Genomic DNA, 16,628 nt, shown 5'->3' on the forward strand with positions numbered 1-16,628 from the left:
TGACTCGGAGGGCGACTCCGACCGCTCGAGCCTTGTACCGTTGAGGTATGAGCAATATGCCGTTCGGCTTCTCCAACTCCGACGACGATCCCGATCGCGACAAGAACGCGGCGGGTGGCAATCCGTTCGGGGGTGGTGACATGCCGTTCGGGTTCGGCGCGGGCGGTGAGGGATTCGATCCGGCTCAACTCGGCCAGATGCTCACCCAGTTCGGGCAGATGCTGAGTGGAATGGGCTCGTCGATGGGCCAGGGCGGTACGTCCGGCCCGGTCAACTACGACATCGCCAAGAAGCTGGCACGCCAACAGATCGGATCGGTCACACCGATCACCGAGGGCAACGTCAAGGCGATCGCCGACGCCGCGCACCTGGCCGAGATGTGGCTGGACGCCGCGACAACGCTCCCGGCCGGAGCGAGCCGCACTCTCGCCTGGACTCCCAACGACTGGCTCGACAACACGATCGACACGTGGAAGCGACTCTGCGATCCGGTGGCCGAGAAGGTAGCGGGCATGTGGGTCCAAGGACTTCCCGCCGAAGCGCAGCAGATGGCGGGCCCGATGCTGGGCATGCTCGGCCAGATGGGTGGACTCGCGTTCGGCTCGCAATTGGGCCAGGCACTCGGCCAACTGTCCACCGAGGTGCTCTCCTCCACTGACATCGGCTTGCCCCTCGGACCCGAAGGCACCGCGGCCCTTCTCCCCGCTGCGGTTCAGGCGTTCAGTGAGGGTCTCGAACAGCCGCATCAGGAAGTTCTCGTGTTCCTCGCCGCACGTGAAGCGGCCCATCAGCGCCTCTACAGTCACGTTCCGTGGCTGCGCCAGCGTGTTCTCGCCACAGTCGAGGAGTACGCCCGCGGGATCACGATGGATTTCTCGGCGATGGAAGAGTTTGCCAAGGACCTCGACCCGTCTGCTCTCACCGATCCGAGCAAGCTCGAGGCGCTGATGCAGCAGGGCACGTTCGAGCCGCAGAACACTCCGGAGCAGAAGGCTGCTCTAGAGCGTCTCGAGACACTGCTTGCACTGGTCGAGGGTTGGGTCGAGACGGTGGTCACCGCCGCACTCGGCGAGCGACTGCCCGGTGTTGCCGCGATGAGCGAGACGTTGCGTCGTCGCCGTGCCACCGGCGGCCCCGCCGAACAGACCTTTGCGACGCTGGTCGGACTCGAACTTCGTCCTCGCAAGGTCCGCGAAGCGGCCGGATTGTGGCAGAAGCTCACCGCGGAAGCCGGTATGGATACTCGCGACGGCGTCTGGTCACATCCCGACCTGATGCCTGATTCGAGCGATCTCGACGCACCGGACGGGTTTGTCGCCCGTGTCCTCGGCGGCGGCGACACCGGCAATTTCGACGACCCGATCGCCCAGCTCGAAGCCGTCCTGGCAAAAGAGCGTGCGGCCGAGGAAGCGATGGACAAGACCCGCGAGGACGACGAAGAGAAGTAATCTCTTTGTGCCACATTTTCGCAGATCAGCCACGATGACGGCCTGTGGATAACTGCCGCTGAGGCAGACTCGCAGGACGTACGCCATGCCAGCATCGAACGATGACCGGTGACAGGCAACACGACGCCACACAGAACAGCACTTCACAGCGATCCGCGGGACCCCGATGGGACCCGCGGATCGCTGTTCTGTCGCGCCCGGACGGTCGACTGCAGCTGGGATGGACACCCGGACGTGCCGTCCTGCTGACGCTGCCTGCCGGGGTCGATGCTCGCGCAGTGAAGTCGATCCTGCGCACGATGGACGGCTCGAAATCCCGCGCGGCCATCCTCTGGGAAGCGTCGAGGCGCGGGATTCCCACGTCGGTGACGGAGCAGTTTCTCGTGCAACTCGCCGATTCCGGTTTCGTCCACACTGCCCGCAGTAACACCGCGACGGTCCGGATCCACGGCGTCGGTCCACTCTCGGACGCCGTCGAGCGCGCACTGGTCACCGGCGGGGTCAGCACGCGTCGCTCGCGCGGGTATCGCAACACCGATGTCGTGCGCTCGTGGAACGAGCAACTGGTGGTCCTGGCCGACGACGTCGTCACCGATCCACGTTTGGTGAGCGATCTCGTTCGCTGCGGACTCCCCCACCTTTCCGTCCGCATCCGGGACGGTAACGGTGTGGTCGGCCCTCTGGTCCTGCCTGGTCGGTCGAGTTGCCTGCGGTGCGCCGACATCATCCGATCCGAACTCGACCCTCATTGGCTTCATCTGTCCGCGCAGCTACTCGGCAGCGCGGGTCACGCGGAATCAGCGATGATCCATGCAAGTGTCGCGCTCGCCTTGGCCGAGATCGACGCGACTCTCGGTGCCCTGGACCTACCCGGTGTCGAGGACCTGCCCAGTGCGGCTACTGCGGCCAGTCTGTCGTCGACGCTCGAGATCGCGCTGCGTCCGTATCGGATCACAACCAGGCGCTGGCCTCGGCAAATATCCTGCAGTTGCCAATACCTGGCACCTGTTTCGGGCAAAGGACGCCCCAGTCAGACATGATGGTGTGGTGTCCGAGATCCCACGCAAGAGTTCTGCCCGTACTGCCAAACTCGCGAGCATCCCCTTGGGGATGGCTGGTCGCGCCGCCATGGGCTTCGGACGCAAGCTCGCCGGCGGCGACAAAGGCGAGATCGACGCGCAGTTGAGCGCGAAGGCCGCCGAGCAACTGTTCGCGGTGCTGGGCGAACTCAAGGGCGGCGCGATGAAGCTGGGCCAAGCGCTCAGCGTCATGGAGGCGGCAATTCCGGAGGAATTCGCGGAGCCGTATCGCGAGTCGCTGAACAAGCTTCAGGCCGCCGCCCCGCCACTGCCGACAAAGCAAGTACACAAGATGCTCGACCAGCAACTCGGAACCAAGTGGCGTGACCGATTCCAGTCGTTCGACGACGAACCGACTGCGTCGGCCAGCATCGGGCAGGTTCACCGAGCGGTCTGGGCCGACGGCCGCGATGTAGCCGTCAAAGTTCAGTACCCCGGCGCCGACGAAGCTCTGCGCGCCGACCTCAAGACCTTGGGCAGGTTCGCCGGCCTGTTCGGTTCGGTCATGCCGGGGGTCGATGTGCGGCCCGTGATCGAGGAGTTCACCGCTCGCACGGAGGAAGAACTCGACTATCGGATCGAGGCGAACAATCAGCGAGCTTTTGCCAGAGAGTTCGACGGCGATCCGCAGTTCGTGATCCCGCACGTCGTGGCGAGCGCGCCGAAAGTGGTCGTGACCGAATGGATGACGGCAACCCCGCTGACCAGAATCATCGAGAGCGGAACGCCGGAGCAGCGCAATGCTGCCGGTGCACTGCTCGCCGAATTCCACTTCGCGTCTCCGGCCCGTGTCGGCTTGCTCCACTGTGACCCGCACCCCGGCAACTTCATGCTTCTCGAAGACGGTCGACTCGGCGTCATCGACTTCGGTGCTGCTGCGCCGTTCCCGAACGGGCTGCCGCGGGTTCTCGGCACGATGGTGCGCTTGGCGGTCGAGGAACAATTCGACGAATTGACGGAGTTGTTGCGCGCCAACGGTTTCGTGATTCCTGGACGCACAGTGACCGACAAGGAGATCGCGGATTACCTGCGACCATTCACCGACCCGATCCAGACCGAGTCATTTCACTTCACTCGAGCGTGGCTGCAAAAGGCCGCCGGAACTGCCACTGACTTCAACAGTGCGCAGTTCCGAACGGCCCGTGCACTCAACCTTCCGGCCGAGTATTTGATGATCTTCCGAGTTCTTCTCGGTTCGGTCGGCATATGCGCCCAGTTGGACGCATATGCCCCGTACATGGAAATCCTGACTCGTTGGTTGCCAGGGTTCGCGGAGCCGGTTCTGGATGAAACCGGCTCCGCCGAATAAGACACCGGCTCCGCCGCCTAAGACACCGGCTCCGCCGCCTAAGACACCGGCTCCGCCGAACAGGGCTCTCACGCGCACACAAGTTGCTTGCGTGGGCGCCCTCTCGGTCTCTTGCGCGCTATGACGGCCCCCTGATCGAGGATCTCGCCTCCCCACACCCCCCATGGCTCGGCGCGGTCGAGAGCCGCACTGAGACAACGGGAACGGATGGGGCACTGCGCGCACAGTGCCTTGGCCTGCTCGAGTTCGGCCGGAGCTTCGGCGAACCAGAGATCGGGGTTGGATGCCCGGCACGGCAGGTCGCGGCGGGTGGACGCGGCCTCGATGAACGTGACTGCAGCCGAAGTGACGTCGGTGGAAGTTACTGCAGTGGTGGAGTTTTCGGATTCCACGCGGATTGTCTGGGCAGACAACTCGGTCTCCTAGTGCTCGGATGCGAAACTGTGTCGCACGATATGGGTTCGATGGGTGCGAACCTGAGCCGAGTCGGAAACCAGATCAAGAGGAGTATCCAACACAAAGGCCACGGTCCGCAGGGGCTGCGGGTCCGTGGCCGTAAGTGAACGGATGTGTCCTACCGAGGAATACCTCGATGGCTTAAGAACACGGACTCGACAGCTGCTTTCTTTGCTGCTGCTTGAGGGCGCAGGCGGAACGCATGCTGCGCCCATCCCGCTGCACGCGGCAGCATGGGGGCGGCAACAGCGAACTTTGCGCTTGCGCACGCTTCGTAAGAGATCAAGTTCGTCATTTTTTTGCCACCTCCATTTCGTGTCGGTCCGGATAGTTTCTGCGCACAGGTTGCCCCGTAACACTGAAAACCAGAGTAGAGAATCCGTCGAATCTGCACAACCTATTTTTGACCTGCGGTTATGCAACTCACGGTTGTCGATTCGGATGTGTTGTCAGATATCGAGTGTTGCCGCTCGCAGTTCACCGCGAATGACAGCTAGTACGTCTTCGCCGAAATTGTCGAGTTTCTTCGGTCCGATTCCGGGAATCGAGACCAGTCCACGATTGTCTTGTGGTCGTTGTTCGGCAATAGCCATCAGCGTGTTGTCGCTGAAGACGACATAAGCCGGAACTTTGAGTTCTCGGGATTTGTCCAGACGCCAAGCCTTGAGATGTTCGAGCAATTCCAGGTCGACATTGGACGGGCACTTCTCGCAGCGTCCGAGCATTGTCGCCGACGTCCCGATCAACGGTTTGCCGCAGACTCGGCAACGCGGACGCTTCTTGTTCCCCGATGACGGCGCGGCTACGCGTGAAGCCGGTGAGTCCTCGGGAATGAGCCCGTTGAGGAACCTCGACCGGCGACGGGACTTGCGGCCACCCTCGTTGCGAGCCAATGCCCACGACAGCTGCAGATGCTCGCGGGCGCGAGTAACCCCCACGTACAGAAGCCGACGCTCCTCCTCCACGGCGACGTCGTCGGCGCCCGAATTGGCGTCGCCGAGAACGTGTTGGATCGGCAGGGTGCCGTCATTGAGGCCGACCAGGAACACCGCATCCCATTCGAGGCCCTTGGCGGCGTGTAGCGAAGCCAACGTCACGCCCTGCACGGTCGGTGGGTGCCGCGCCTCGGCTCGGGCTGTGAGCTCTTGTAGAAGCCCGGTGAGCGACAGTTCGGGTTCGTGGACGAGTTGTTCTTCGGTCAGCGCCACGAGAGCCGAGAGCGACGCCCAGCGCTCGCGGGCCTGGGTGCCCGAAGGTTCTTCATTGGTCAGACCGAGTGGTGCGAGTACAGCACGAACCAGTGACACCAGTGCTTCGCCGTTGTCTGCGCCTTCGGGGAGGTCGTCTCGTCCGGCGGCCTGACGCAGCGCCGCCACCGCCTGACGAACCTCGGTGCGAGTGAAGAAGCCCTCACCGCCACGCACCTGGAACGGGATGCCGAGCTTGGTGAGTGCCTGCTCGTGCGCCTCGGACTGAGCATTGATCCGGTACAGAACAGCGATCTCGGCGGCGGGGGTGCCTGCCGCGATCAGCCGTTTGATCGCCCGCGCAACCCCGAGTGCCTCGGCCGGCTCGTCGTCGAACTCCATGAACTCCGGTTCAGGGCCCGGTGCTCGTTGCCCGATCAATTGCAGGCGCGTCCCGGCGATCCGCCCGCGCGCCGCACCGATCACACGGTTGGCCAACGACACGACCTCAGGGGTGGAGCGGTAGTCCCGTTCGAGCCGAACGACGGTCGCTTCGGGGAACTTCCGGGAGAAGTCCAACAGATAGTTCGGGGTGGCGCCGGTGAAGGAGTAGATGGTCTGATTTGCATCGCCCACCACGGTCAGGTCGTCGCGGTCCCCCAGCCACGCGTCGAGCACGCGCTGCTGCAGCGGGGTGACGTCCTGATACTCGTCGACCACGAAGCATCGATACCGCTCGCGGAACTCGTCGGCAACCGTCGAATGCTCTTCGAGCGCAGCCGCTGTGTGAAGGAGGAGATCGTCGAAATCGAGGAGCATGCCGTCCTGGCCGCGAGCCTTCAGTTCTTCGTATGCCGCGTAGACCTGGGCCACCTTGGCAGCATCGACCGGCGCCTCGCGACGAATCTTGGCTATCGCGCGTGGGTAGTCCTCCGGTGCGATCAGCGACGCCTTGGACCATTCGATTTCACTGGCGAGGTCGCGGACGCTTTCCGTGCTGGTGGACAGTCCCACCCGGGCAGCGGCACTGCTCACGACCGCGAACTTTCGATCGAGCAGACGCCACGGCGTGTCACCGACCACCTGCGGCCAGAAGTACTTCAGTTGCCGGAGGGCGGCCGCGTGGAAGGTACGAGCCTGCACCTGCGGCCCACTCCCACCGACGCCGAGCTCACGAAGACGCCCGCGCATTTCCCCGGCCGCACGCGCGGTGAATGTCACGGCAAGCACCTGCCCGGCCGACACATGACCGTCGGCAACCAGATGCGCGATCCGGCGCGTGATTGTTCGGGTTTTGCCTGTTCCAGCGCCCGCGAGGACGCACACCGGGCCGCGTGGCGCGAGCACGGCGGCCGATTGTTCTGGATCCAGTCCGGTGTCCGCAGGCATGGGGACCATCATGGCAGGACGTTCCGACACTCCGAACGCCGCGCCCGACGGTATGTGGGCAAGAGAACACGGCCCGATACGGAACAACGCTCACGGTCGTGGTGTTATATCGGCCGTGACTTCTACCGAAAATGCGCCTGCCCTGACCATCTACTCGACCACGTGGTGCGGCTACTGCCGCCGCCTCAAGACGCAGCTCAATGCGTCGGGGATCGAGTACACCGAGATCGACATCGAGAACGATCCGGCGGCAGCCGATTTCGTCGGCAGCGTCAACGGTGGCAATCACGTCGTTCCGACCGTGAAGTACGGCGACGGCAGCGTCGCGACCAACCCGTCGCTCAACCAGGTCAAGCAGGCCCTGGGTCTGTAGATCTTCTCCGGCTGCTACTTGACTCGGCTCTTACTTGACCCAGCTCTCGAGCATTCCGCGAGCGATGGAGATCGACCCGGGCAGCAGCAGTGGCGCGTCCGCTTCCGAACCCCAGTCGCCGAGTTCGAGAGCGGAACGCACCTCGTCCTTCGTGAACCAGGTGCCCTCGGCGATCTCGCCGTCCGCGAACAGAAGCGGAGCGGCGGGGTCGCCGATAGCGGCGAAGCCCAACATGACCGATCGAGGGAACGGCCAGGGCTGGCTCCCGAGGTATCGCACGCTGTGCACGTCGATACCGACTTCTTCCTTGATCTCGCGGACAACGCAGGTTTCGAGAGACTCACCGGCCTCGACGAATCCCGCAAGAATCGAGAAACGTCGCTGCGGCCAGGTCGGCTGACGCGCGAGTAGAACTCGATCGCCGCCGTCGTGCACCAGGCAGATGACCGCCGGATCCGTTCGGGGAAACTCCTCGTGACCGGTGGACGTGGAAATGCGTGACCAACCGGACATCGTGGGTTCGCTCGGTGCGCCGTCGATTGCGCTGAATCCGGCACTGTCGTGCCAGTTGAGGATCGCGACGGCTCCGGTCAACAAGCCGGCGTCCGCGTCGTCGAGTGTTCCGCCGAGCATCCGCAGTTCGGACAACGTGCCGGCCAGCAGCGACACTCGCACCGCCCAGACGTGGCGATTCTCCCGAATTCCCAGGAACACCGCGCCGCGCACCGGCTCGGGCCCCAACTCGGTTGCCTCGGCGAAGACCAATTGACCTTCCGGCGACACCTTGACCTGCCCCCGTGAATTCACACGAAGGAGCAGCGCATCCGCCCAACCCGTCGTCAGTGCAGCGGCGTCCGACCGCAATTCCTCGGCGCGGCCGACGCTCGAGCGTGAGAGCAGCGGTGTTTCGGTCAGCTGGAAGTCGTTCACGCTCACGACATTACTGCGCGCACGAAGCTCGGTAACACTCAGTTCGTGACGCGGCGGATGTACAGCAGGCGATCGTTCTCCTCCACAGCGTCCACCTCGGGCGAACCGACGCGAACCAGGCGGCCGTCGCGAACGACGCCGAGCACGATGTCGGAGAGATGACGCGGAGAGCCGCCGACCTCGTCGCGCTCGACTGCGCGCTCGGCGATCGCGAATCCGGCTTCCGGAGTCAGAAGGTCTTCGATCATCTCCACGACAGTCGGCGTCGTGGTCGCGATACCGAGGAGCCGACCTGCCGTCTCCGAGGAGACGACGACGGAGTCCGCACCGGACTGACGCAGCAGATGCGCGTTGTCGGCTTCACGGATGGCCGCGGCAATCTTCGCTTTCGGTGCGATTTCCCTCGCAGTCAGGGTCACCAGAACGGCGGTGTCGTCACGATTCGTGGCCACGATGATCGACGACGCGTTCTGTGCGCCGGCCAAGCGAAGTACGTCCGATTTCGTCGCCGAACCGAACACCGTCACCAGGCCCTTGCTCGCCGCGGAATCGAGGACGGTCTGATCGGTGTCCACGACCACGATCTCCGACGCCGGTACTCCGTCACCGAGCATTGCTTCGATTGCCGTCCGCCCCTTGGTCCCGTATCCGACGACGACGGTGTGATTACGCACGTGCTGCCTCCAACGCTGAATTTTGAACGCCTGACGCGAACTCTCGGTCAGAGCTGAAAGTGTGGTTCCGACCAACACGATCAAGAAGAAGATTCGAAGTGGCGTGATCAACAGGACGTTGACCAGGCGCGCCGACGGCGTGAACGGAGTGATGTCGCCGTAGCCGGTGGTCGAAAGCGAAACCGTCGCATAGTAGATGCAGTCGAGCAGCGAAAGCTCGTTGTCCTGCGCGTCGCGGTATCCGGCGCGATCGATGTACACGATCAAGACGGCGGCGGCGAGAGCACCGAGAGCGATGAGAACTCGCTTGTAGATGGCCCGCGCCGGGCTGGTCTGTAGCTGGGGAATGCGCAGCACCCCGACAAGGGCGAAGTCAGGCTGATCGGTCAATGCTTCCGACCTGGTCAAACGCGCCCGGAGCTTACCGGCCATACATCGACTCTCTCACTCGAATTTACGAAATACCTACACGGACATCGGCAGGCAGCGTAACCCTCGAAGATCGACTTCGGAACTCGGGCGCCCATTAGCGCACCGGTTGTGGGCGCCGATACTGGCAAGAAGGTCCACCGTGAGGCAGGCTGGGCAAATGCCTTTCACCAGTTCGACGTCCACTCCCAGCCAAGCAGCAGCTCTTCGCTTGTCGGCCCTCCTACTCGGCGCCGGCACCATGCATTTCGTAGCGCCTTCCTTCTTCGACAGCACCGTTCCGCGCCAGCTTCCCGGCCAAGCGCGCACCTACACCCAGGTGTCGGGCGTCGCGGAACTGGCGATCGGCGCTGCCTTGGCCGTGCCGAAGACCCGCAAGCTCGGCGCGGGCCTTGCCGCCGCGCTCTTTGTTGCCGTGTTCCCGGCCAACATCCAGATGGCGATCGACTGGTGCCGAAGCCCGAAGACGTCCGCACCGCAGAAGATCGGTTCGATCGCACGTCTCCCCCTGCAGGTTCCGCTGGTGACCGAAGCAATCAAGGCTCGTCGAAACGCAAGCTAATCTTGCGCGCCTGCCGTTCGGATGAGGCGAGCGAGAGCCTCACCGTCCGGCAGGTTCTCGGGGGCGATGGTGCGACCCGATCGAACGTAGTGAAACGCCGCCCGCACCTTGTCGGCCGGAAACTGTTCGTTGCGCCCGGCCGAACGAGCTCTGGCCGACATCAATTCGGCCCAGGCCACCCGGTAGGCGGCCAACTGCATGACAACAGCGTCCTCGTTGGCGGCCGACGGTTCGGCACCGGTCTTCCAGTCGATCACCGTCCACCCGCCGTCGGGATCGGCAAACACCGCATCGATCCTGCCTCGCAAAACGGTTCCGGCAATGGATGTTTCGAAGGGAACCTCCACTTCGATCGGGCTGCGATTGGCCCACGGGGACCGCAGGAAAGCATCCTGAAGTTTCACCAGATCGGTCTCGGGACCCGCGCCGGTATCCGCGGCGCCTGGTAGCTCGTCGAGATCCAACAGCCGGGTCGCACCGAACCTTCGCTCGATCCAGGCGTGAAAAGCCGTGCCTCGCCGAGCGAGCGGATTCGGTGTGTACGGCAGTGGCCTACGCAGCCGTGCCGCGAGTTCGTCCGGATCCGCTTTGAGGTCGACGAGCTGAGTCACCGAAAGCTGCGCCGGGAGAATCACTTCGGCACGCGCGTTCGCCCGGGCCTCACGCTCGGCCAGGAGCACGTCGACGTCCGAGGCCCAGTTCTCCGGATCGTCCTCCGGTTCTTCCGTCTCTTCGCTGTCGTTCGGCAGCGATGCGAGAGCGGACAGGACGCTCGCGGCTCCGGCCTCGACGGCGCCGCGGCGCGCACCCAGCGGATCTGGCGGCCACTGCGCGGTTCGGGGTGTGGAGGCCAACGGGTTCTCGGTGTCGGGTTCCGGGGCCGGTGCCCATTCCTCCACGACGCCGATCGCACGGTGCGAGTCTTCCTCAGCGGGATCGTTTTCGGCAGTGACCATCTGATGCAGCTCGTCCAGGAACTCCGAAGGCCCCTTCGGTTCCGAACCGGATTCCGCCCAGTGGTGAGCCGAGATGAACAGCGCCCGTTCGGTTCTGGTCAGCGCGACGTAGAACAACCGCCGATCCTCGTCCAGTCGACGGTTGGACAGCGCCTTCTTGTGCGCCGTGATGGCATTCTCGAGGTCCTTGCGGTTGTACAGCTCTTCGAGGTCGAGCACGGGCACACCGTCCGCCGAATCCGCGTCGACGGCCCGGTCACCGCGCAACGACGGTGGCAGTTCGGCAAGCGCCCCGAGCCACGATCCGGACGCTGTGGACGAGGGGAAAACCCCGTCGCTGACATGCGGGATCGCCACCACTTCCCATTCGAGCCCCTTAGCCGAGTGCACGGTCAAGATCTGGACCCGATCCGGCGCCACCTCCACTTCGCCTGGCGTGAGACCCTTTTCGATCTGTTCGGCTGCCGCGAAGAAAGCCAGCATCCCGGTCAGATTGGCCGTTGGACGCGTCGCGTAGTTAGCGACAACGTCGGCGAATGCGTCGAGATGCTCGCGGCCCGCGGTCCCGACGACACCGACGCGGGTCCGCGCGCCCGCCTCGATTCCGATCCCGAGCACCCGCTCGACCTCTGCCACCAATTCGGTGAGCGGCTGGCCGATACGTTCGCGCAACGACGCCAACTCTGCCGCTATCGCGTTGATGCGTGTGTACCCGAGAGCCGAATAGCGTTCTGCCGGGCCTGGATCGGAGATCGAGTCGACCAATCCTGCTTGCTCGGCGTTCTCCCCGGGCAGAGCATCGTTGACCGCCGAGGTGAGCGCCTCGGCGTCGGTGACCGCACCCGCCGTTCCGTATCCCGCGGAGATGGCAAGTTCGCGGGAGCGTTGAGAGAGTGCGGCGAGATCCTTCGCGCCGATCTGCCATCGCGCGCCGGTGAGCAGCCGAACGGCAGCGCTGCCCGCGAGCGGATCGGCGACCACCCGGAGCATGGCGATCACGTCCGCCACCTCTGGTGTGTGCAGGAGCCCACCGAGTCCGACCACTTCGACCGGCAGACCCTTGGACCGCAATGCTTCGGCCAGCGGAGCAGCATCGGCATTCCGGCGGATCAACACAGCCGCCGTGGGTGTCGGGCGATCTTCGGCACGTGCCGCCTCGTATTCTCCGGCGATCTTCTCCGCCACCCACTGACGTTCCTGCTCGACGTCGCCCAGCAACGCCAGTCGAACGTCTCCGGCGACGGCTCCCGGCCGTGCGCGCAGGGTACTGACGGCCACGCCCCGTCGGCGCAAGGGCGCCGACGACAGGTTTGCCAGCTCGAGAGCCTCCGGAGGGTTGCGCCAACTGGTGAGCAGTTCGAGTGTCGGAGCCGGTTTTCCGTTGGCGAGCGGGAAATCGGTTGCGAACCGTGGCAGGTTGGCCGCCGACGCGCCGCGCCAACCGTAGATCGACTGCATCGGATCACCGACGGCCGTCAACGCCAAGCGGCCGTCGGCTCCCCCACCGAACAACGAGGACAACAACACTCGCTGAGCGTGGCCGGTGTCCTGGTACTCGTCGAGAAGAACTACCCGAAAGCGCTCACGCTCGGTTTGCCCGACCTCGGGATGCTCGGCGGCGACCCGTGCCGACAACGACATCTGACTTCCGAAGTCCAAAGCCCCCTCACGCCGCAGTGTCTCACCCAACCGGGCGACAAGAGGAAGCAACTCGATCCGTTTATGTTGCACGTCAAGGTAATTCAAGAGCTCTTTGCTCGGTCCACCCCGCTGTTTCGGGCCGGCAGGCAGAGTGTGGATCAGCTTGTCCAACTCGGTGTGTGCCTCGAGCAGCTGCTCGGGATCGACCAGATGCTCCGCCAACTGACCGGAAAGGGCCAGGACGGTTTCGGTGATGGACCCAGGATTCTTGTCGGTGTCCAGATCGCTGTCCCAACCGCTCACGACGCGGTGCGCAACCTGCCACAGTTCGGTCTCCGACAACAGCGTCGCCGAGGGCTCGATGGGCAAGAGGAGTCCGTGTTCGGACAGCAACCGTCCCGCGTACGCGTGGTAGGTACTAACTTCGGGTTCGCCGGCCAGAATCCGGGAACGCACTCCGCCGGTCGGGTCGAGTGCCCGCAGAACGTCCGAACCCGCCAGCCGCGCCAAGCGCTTGCGGATTCGCGAGGTGAGCTGTTGCGCCGCTTTACGCGTGAAGGTGAGGCCCAGAACCGCCTCGGGATCGACGAAGCCGTTGGCCACCAACCACACGACGCGAGCAGCCATCGTTTCGGTCTTACCGGCACCGGCACCGGCGACCACCAACGTCGGACCGAGCGGTGCGGCGATCACTGCGGCCTGCTCGGGCGTGGGCGGGTGCTGACCGAGCGCAACCGCCAGGTCGACGGGGTCGATCTTCGGTCGGCGTGCCTTGGGCGTTGCGGCAGCCACTTAGTTACTCACCTGTCGTCCCTCGTCGTGTGCCGGGCAACTCGACCGCACCGGGCAATGTCTACATCCGTCGTTGACGCGGGCCAGGTATTCGGGTCCCTGCGTCGCTGCCGCAGCATTGTGAATGACGTCTCGCCACATCTCGACGGCCTCGGCAGTCAGCGGCGGCTGAACTCGCTGCGCCGCACCGTCTTTCTTGTTGGACTTGGCCACGAATACCAGGCGTGCACCGCCGGGTTGTGTGGCCGGCTCGCCTGCAATCGCACCTTCGGCCGCTGCGACCTGGTACGCCGCCAACTGCGCGTGAGATTGCGCGGCCTCGTTACTGACGGGGTTTCGCGCAGTCTTGACGTCGACAACCACCGGACGACCTTCGGTGTCGCGCTCGAGCCGGTCGATCCGGCCGCGAAGCTTGACCGCGGGCGCTCCTTCTTCGCGCGGTTCGAGGACCCCCTCGACCGCGACCTCGACGCCGACTTCGGTCAGTTCACCGCGAGTTGCATTCATCCAGGCGGTGAACGTCGCCAGCATCTCCCGAGTTCGATTGAGCTCGCGGCGCGAATACCACTGCGATCCCAGGTCTATCGATTCCCAAGCATTTTCGAGTGCCTTCTCGACCTGGTCCGGCGGAATCCTACCGGCCAGCGCCTGGACCAGGGTATGGACGAGAGTGCCGGCGATCGCGTGGGTATTGTCTCCGTCGCTGCCGCCATGACGCTCGAACACCCATCGGAGCGGGCATGTTTCGAGAAGCTCGATGGTGGACGGCGAGAGTGACACCGGTCCGTCCTCGGGTTGCCACATGGGATCCGCGGTGCTCGGCTCGGCTGTGCCGTACCACTGATCCGGATGCGCGCCTCGTACTCCGGCGGCAGCCAGACGCGCCAACTGGCGAGCTGCACGGGAATGCTTCTCTGGGTCGAAATGCGCGATGTCGGGATCACACACCACACTGCGAAGCTGTGCGACCAGCGCGGGCAGCGACAGAACCCGGGTATCCCCGGTCTCGGGTGCAACGACGTCGAGATCGGACGTCGGATCATCCGAATACGCGTCGCCACGGATCAACTCGTCCACGAAACGCGAAGGCACCAGATCGGTGTCACCCGAAGCCGACTCGACCGCGGTGATCAGCAGGCGGCGACGAGCACGGCTACAGGCGACAAGGAACAACCGGCGTTCCTCGGCCAGCAGCGGCGCGGTTCGCGAGAGTCGTTCGGCGGCCGAGTCACTGCCGTCAGAGACTCCGTTGACCAGGTCGATCAGTGCTTCGGTACGCAACAGCGAGCCGCGTGCCCGCAAACTCGGCCAGAGCCCCTCCTGCACACCCGCCACCGCCACGACCGCCCATTCGCGCCCCGCTGCGGCGTGAGCGCTGACCACGGTGACGGCGTCGGGAGCGATGACCGATCGGCTCCGCGAGTCGGTCGGTATCTCCTGGCTGGTCAAGTAGTCGACGAAGCCGGCGAGTTGCGAACGCGGCAGCCGGTCGACGTAGTTGGCCGCGGCGTCGAAGAGCGCGACTACGGCGTCGAGGTCGCGATCGGCTTGTGAGCCGATCGGTCCCCCGCGCGCCGACGCAGCCGCCCAGCGTCGTTCGAGGCCCGTCGCCTGCCAGGCAGCCCACAGAACTTCCTCGACCCCGAGACCTCGCTCGAGCGGTACTCGGGCCTTGCGAAGGACCGACAGCACGCGATTCAGCGCAGCAGCCTCGACGTCCGTCAGTTTGCCCATGAGCCGCTTGGACTGCGCGCGATCCTCGTCGATCAGGATGAGCCGCAACAACTCCGACGAATCCCGATCACATCCCGAAGCCAACTCAACGCGGCGCAGACCACGACGCAGCCGGCGCAGGGTGACCGGTTCGGCGCCGCCGATGGGGCCGGCCATCAGGGCCAGGGCGTCGTCGCCGGTGAAGTGATCGCCGCCGAGCGCCCGGAGGACCAGCAGCAGGCCGGACACTCCGTGTTGCCGGGCGAGCGGCAACTCGGTGGCAGCAGTCGTCACGGGTACCCCCGCTGCGAGCAGAGCTCGCCGTAGCGGGGCAAGGGTGCGTGGGACCGAGCGCACGACAACCGCCATGTCGGACCACGCAATCCCGTCCAGCAGATGTGCCCGGCGCAAGGTATCTGCGACGACTGCCGCTTCCTTGGCCGTCGTACCGAGAACACGCACCGACGCCCGTCCCGGGTCCTCATCGGTGAGATCGGACGGAACCGCGATGCGGTGAGCGAGGTTGCCGGGCAGTCGCGCAGCGATCTTGGCCCCAATCGACGCGACGTCGGCATTGTTGCGAAACGTGGTGGGCAGGATGACTTGGCGCTCGTCTCCGCGCTCGGCGAGTTCGAGTAGAAAAGCCGAATCAGCACCGCGGAATCCGAAGACCGACTGATCGGGATCGCCGGCTACGACCGTGCCCGCAGTGCCGGTGCCGATCAGTCGAACCAGTTGCGCCGCCTGCGGATCCAGATGCTGTGCATCGTCGACCAAGAGGTGCCGGATACGGGCGCGCTCGGAGCGAAGGAGCTCGGGATCGGTGGCGAACGCCGTCAACGCCGCACCGATCAACTCAGCCGCGTCGAGTGCCGGCGCCGTGGCCTCCGGGGCCTCGACGCCCACGCTGCCACGCAGCAGCACACCCTGCTCGTAAGCCTCGGCGAAGCGGCCGGCCGCCACCCACTCGGGGCGGCCGCGCTTCTTGCCGAGCTTGACCAGATCTTCGGGACCGAGCCCGCGCTCGTTGGCGCGCAGCATCAAGTCTCTGAGTTCGACGGCAAAACCGTTCAAACCCAGCGCAGGACGCAGGCGCTCGGGCCAGCGCAGTGCGCCGTCCTCGATGTCCCCACGCAACATCTCGCGCAGTACCGAGTCCTGCTCGGCACCGGTGATCAATCGTGGCGGCGCGTTGCCGTGTGCGGCGGCTTGGAGCCGCAGCACGGCAAAGGCGTAGGAGTGAACGGTGCGTACCAGCGGCTCACGGGTTGCCTGCGGTCCGCGTTCCTGTTCGTACCCCAGCAATCCGGCTGTGATCTGCTCACGAACCTGCGTCGCAGCCCGACGGGATTGCGTCAGCACCAGGACCGATTCGGGGTCTTCGCCACCGGAGATCCTCTGCACCGCCAGATCCACGAGAAGGGACGTCTTGCCGGTTCCGGGGCTGCCGAGTACCTGCCAGGGATTCCAGGCGTCCGCCGAGCCGAATGAAGCAGGGCCGAACGCGAGCTGGAACGGATCATCGGACGGCGGCGCGAACAGCCGGGCCGTCCCTTCGTCCCATGTTCGGGGTGTCCGAGACGGCGCAGTTCGGTGCACCAACCGCGCCCGCGGAATGGTCACTTTGCTGCGTGTTGCCGTCTCACTCACCCAGGCATTCCACCAGAGCGCACCGACAACTCACACATCG

Annotated in this window: 11 protein-coding genes; 5 read left to right on the plus strand and 6 right to left on the minus strand. The window is 64.9% G+C overall.

Features of this window, described 5'->3' with window-relative positions; translation table 11 throughout:
* Positions 1 to 47 precede the first annotated feature (47 nt).
* From ABWI03_RS13670 to ABWI03_RS13680, 3 genes are all read left to right on the plus strand, one after another.
* A complete protein-coding gene (locus ABWI03_RS13670) occupies positions 48 to 1,448 on the plus strand; it encodes a zinc-dependent metalloprotease (RefSeq protein WP_298778059.1) in 1,401 nt (466 codons plus the stop codon).
* A 101-nt stretch (positions 1,449 to 1,549) separates the two neighbouring features.
* On the plus strand, positions 1,550 to 2,488 hold the full coding sequence (locus ABWI03_RS13675) for a hypothetical protein (RefSeq protein ID WP_124566381.1): 939 nt from the start codon (positions 1,550 to 1,552) through the stop codon (positions 2,486 to 2,488).
* Between the two features lie 4 nt (positions 2,489 to 2,492).
* Entirely contained in the window at positions 2,493 to 3,836 is a 1,344-nt protein-coding gene (locus ABWI03_RS13680) for an ABC1 kinase family protein (protein ID WP_185564398.1), read from the plus strand.
* 68 nt (positions 3,837 to 3,904) lie between these two features.
* On the opposite strand, the gene ABWI03_RS13685 is transcribed toward ABWI03_RS13680, so the two are convergent.
* Together ABWI03_RS13685 and ABWI03_RS13690 are read right to left on the minus strand one after the other, a co-directional pair.
* Positions 3,905 to 4,228, minus strand: a complete 324-nt coding sequence (locus tag ABWI03_RS13685; RefSeq protein ID WP_095969131.1) for a WhiB family transcriptional regulator — start codon at positions 4,226 to 4,228, stop codon at positions 3,905 to 3,907.
* A gap of 513 nt (positions 4,229 to 4,741) precedes the next feature.
* Positions 4,742 to 6,880 carry an ATP-dependent DNA helicase UvrD2 gene (locus ABWI03_RS13690; RefSeq protein WP_124566383.1) on the minus strand — a complete coding sequence of 713 codons (2,139 nt, stop codon included), beginning with the start codon at positions 6,878 to 6,880 and terminating at the stop codon, positions 4,742 to 4,744.
* A gap of 103 nt (positions 6,881 to 6,983) precedes the next feature.
* Here ABWI03_RS13690 and ABWI03_RS13695 point away from each other — a divergent pair, with 103 nt between their 5' ends.
* On the plus strand, positions 6,984 to 7,241 hold the full coding sequence (locus ABWI03_RS13695; protein WP_003942350.1) for a mycoredoxin: 258 nt from the start codon (positions 6,984 to 6,986) through the stop codon (positions 7,239 to 7,241).
* 30 nt (positions 7,242 to 7,271) lie between these two features.
* Here the strand turns inward: ABWI03_RS13695 and nudC are convergent, their stop codons facing one another.
* Positions 7,272 to 8,171, minus strand: a complete 900-nt coding sequence (gene nudC / locus ABWI03_RS13700) for an NAD(+) diphosphatase (RefSeq protein ID WP_200315479.1) — start codon at positions 8,169 to 8,171, stop codon at positions 7,272 to 7,274.
* Between the two features lie 38 nt (positions 8,172 to 8,209).
* Positions 8,210 to 9,277, minus strand: a complete 1,068-nt coding sequence (locus ABWI03_RS13705; RefSeq protein ID WP_095969129.1) for a potassium channel family protein — start codon at positions 9,275 to 9,277, stop codon at positions 8,210 to 8,212.
* Positions 9,278 to 9,434: 157 nt separating this feature from the next.
* Here ABWI03_RS13705 and ABWI03_RS13710 point away from each other — a divergent pair, with 157 nt between their 5' ends.
* The gene (locus ABWI03_RS13710) at positions 9,435 to 9,836 is read left to right on the plus strand and encodes a DoxX family protein (RefSeq protein ID WP_298778070.1); all 402 of its coding nucleotides are present in this window, start codon (positions 9,435 to 9,437) and stop codon (positions 9,834 to 9,836) included.
* Here ABWI03_RS13710 and ABWI03_RS13715 read toward each other — a convergent pair.
* Positions 9,833 to 13,225: an ATP-dependent helicase gene (locus ABWI03_RS13715; protein WP_298778072.1), complete on the minus strand. Its 3,393-nt coding sequence runs from the start codon at positions 13,223 to 13,225 to the stop codon at positions 9,833 to 9,835. The two genes, ABWI03_RS13710 and ABWI03_RS13715, sit on opposite strands and share 4 nt — an antisense overlap.
* On the minus strand, positions 13,226 to 16,588 hold the full coding sequence (locus ABWI03_RS13720) for an ATP-dependent helicase (protein WP_298778075.1): 3,363 nt from the start codon (positions 16,586 to 16,588) through the stop codon (positions 13,226 to 13,228).
* Positions 16,589 to 16,628: the final 40 nt, after the last annotated feature.

The organism is Rhodococcus baikonurensis (genome assembly GCF_040489275.1).
Lineage (GTDB): Bacteria > Actinomycetota > Actinomycetes > Mycobacteriales > Mycobacteriaceae > Rhodococcus_F > Rhodococcus_F baikonurensis.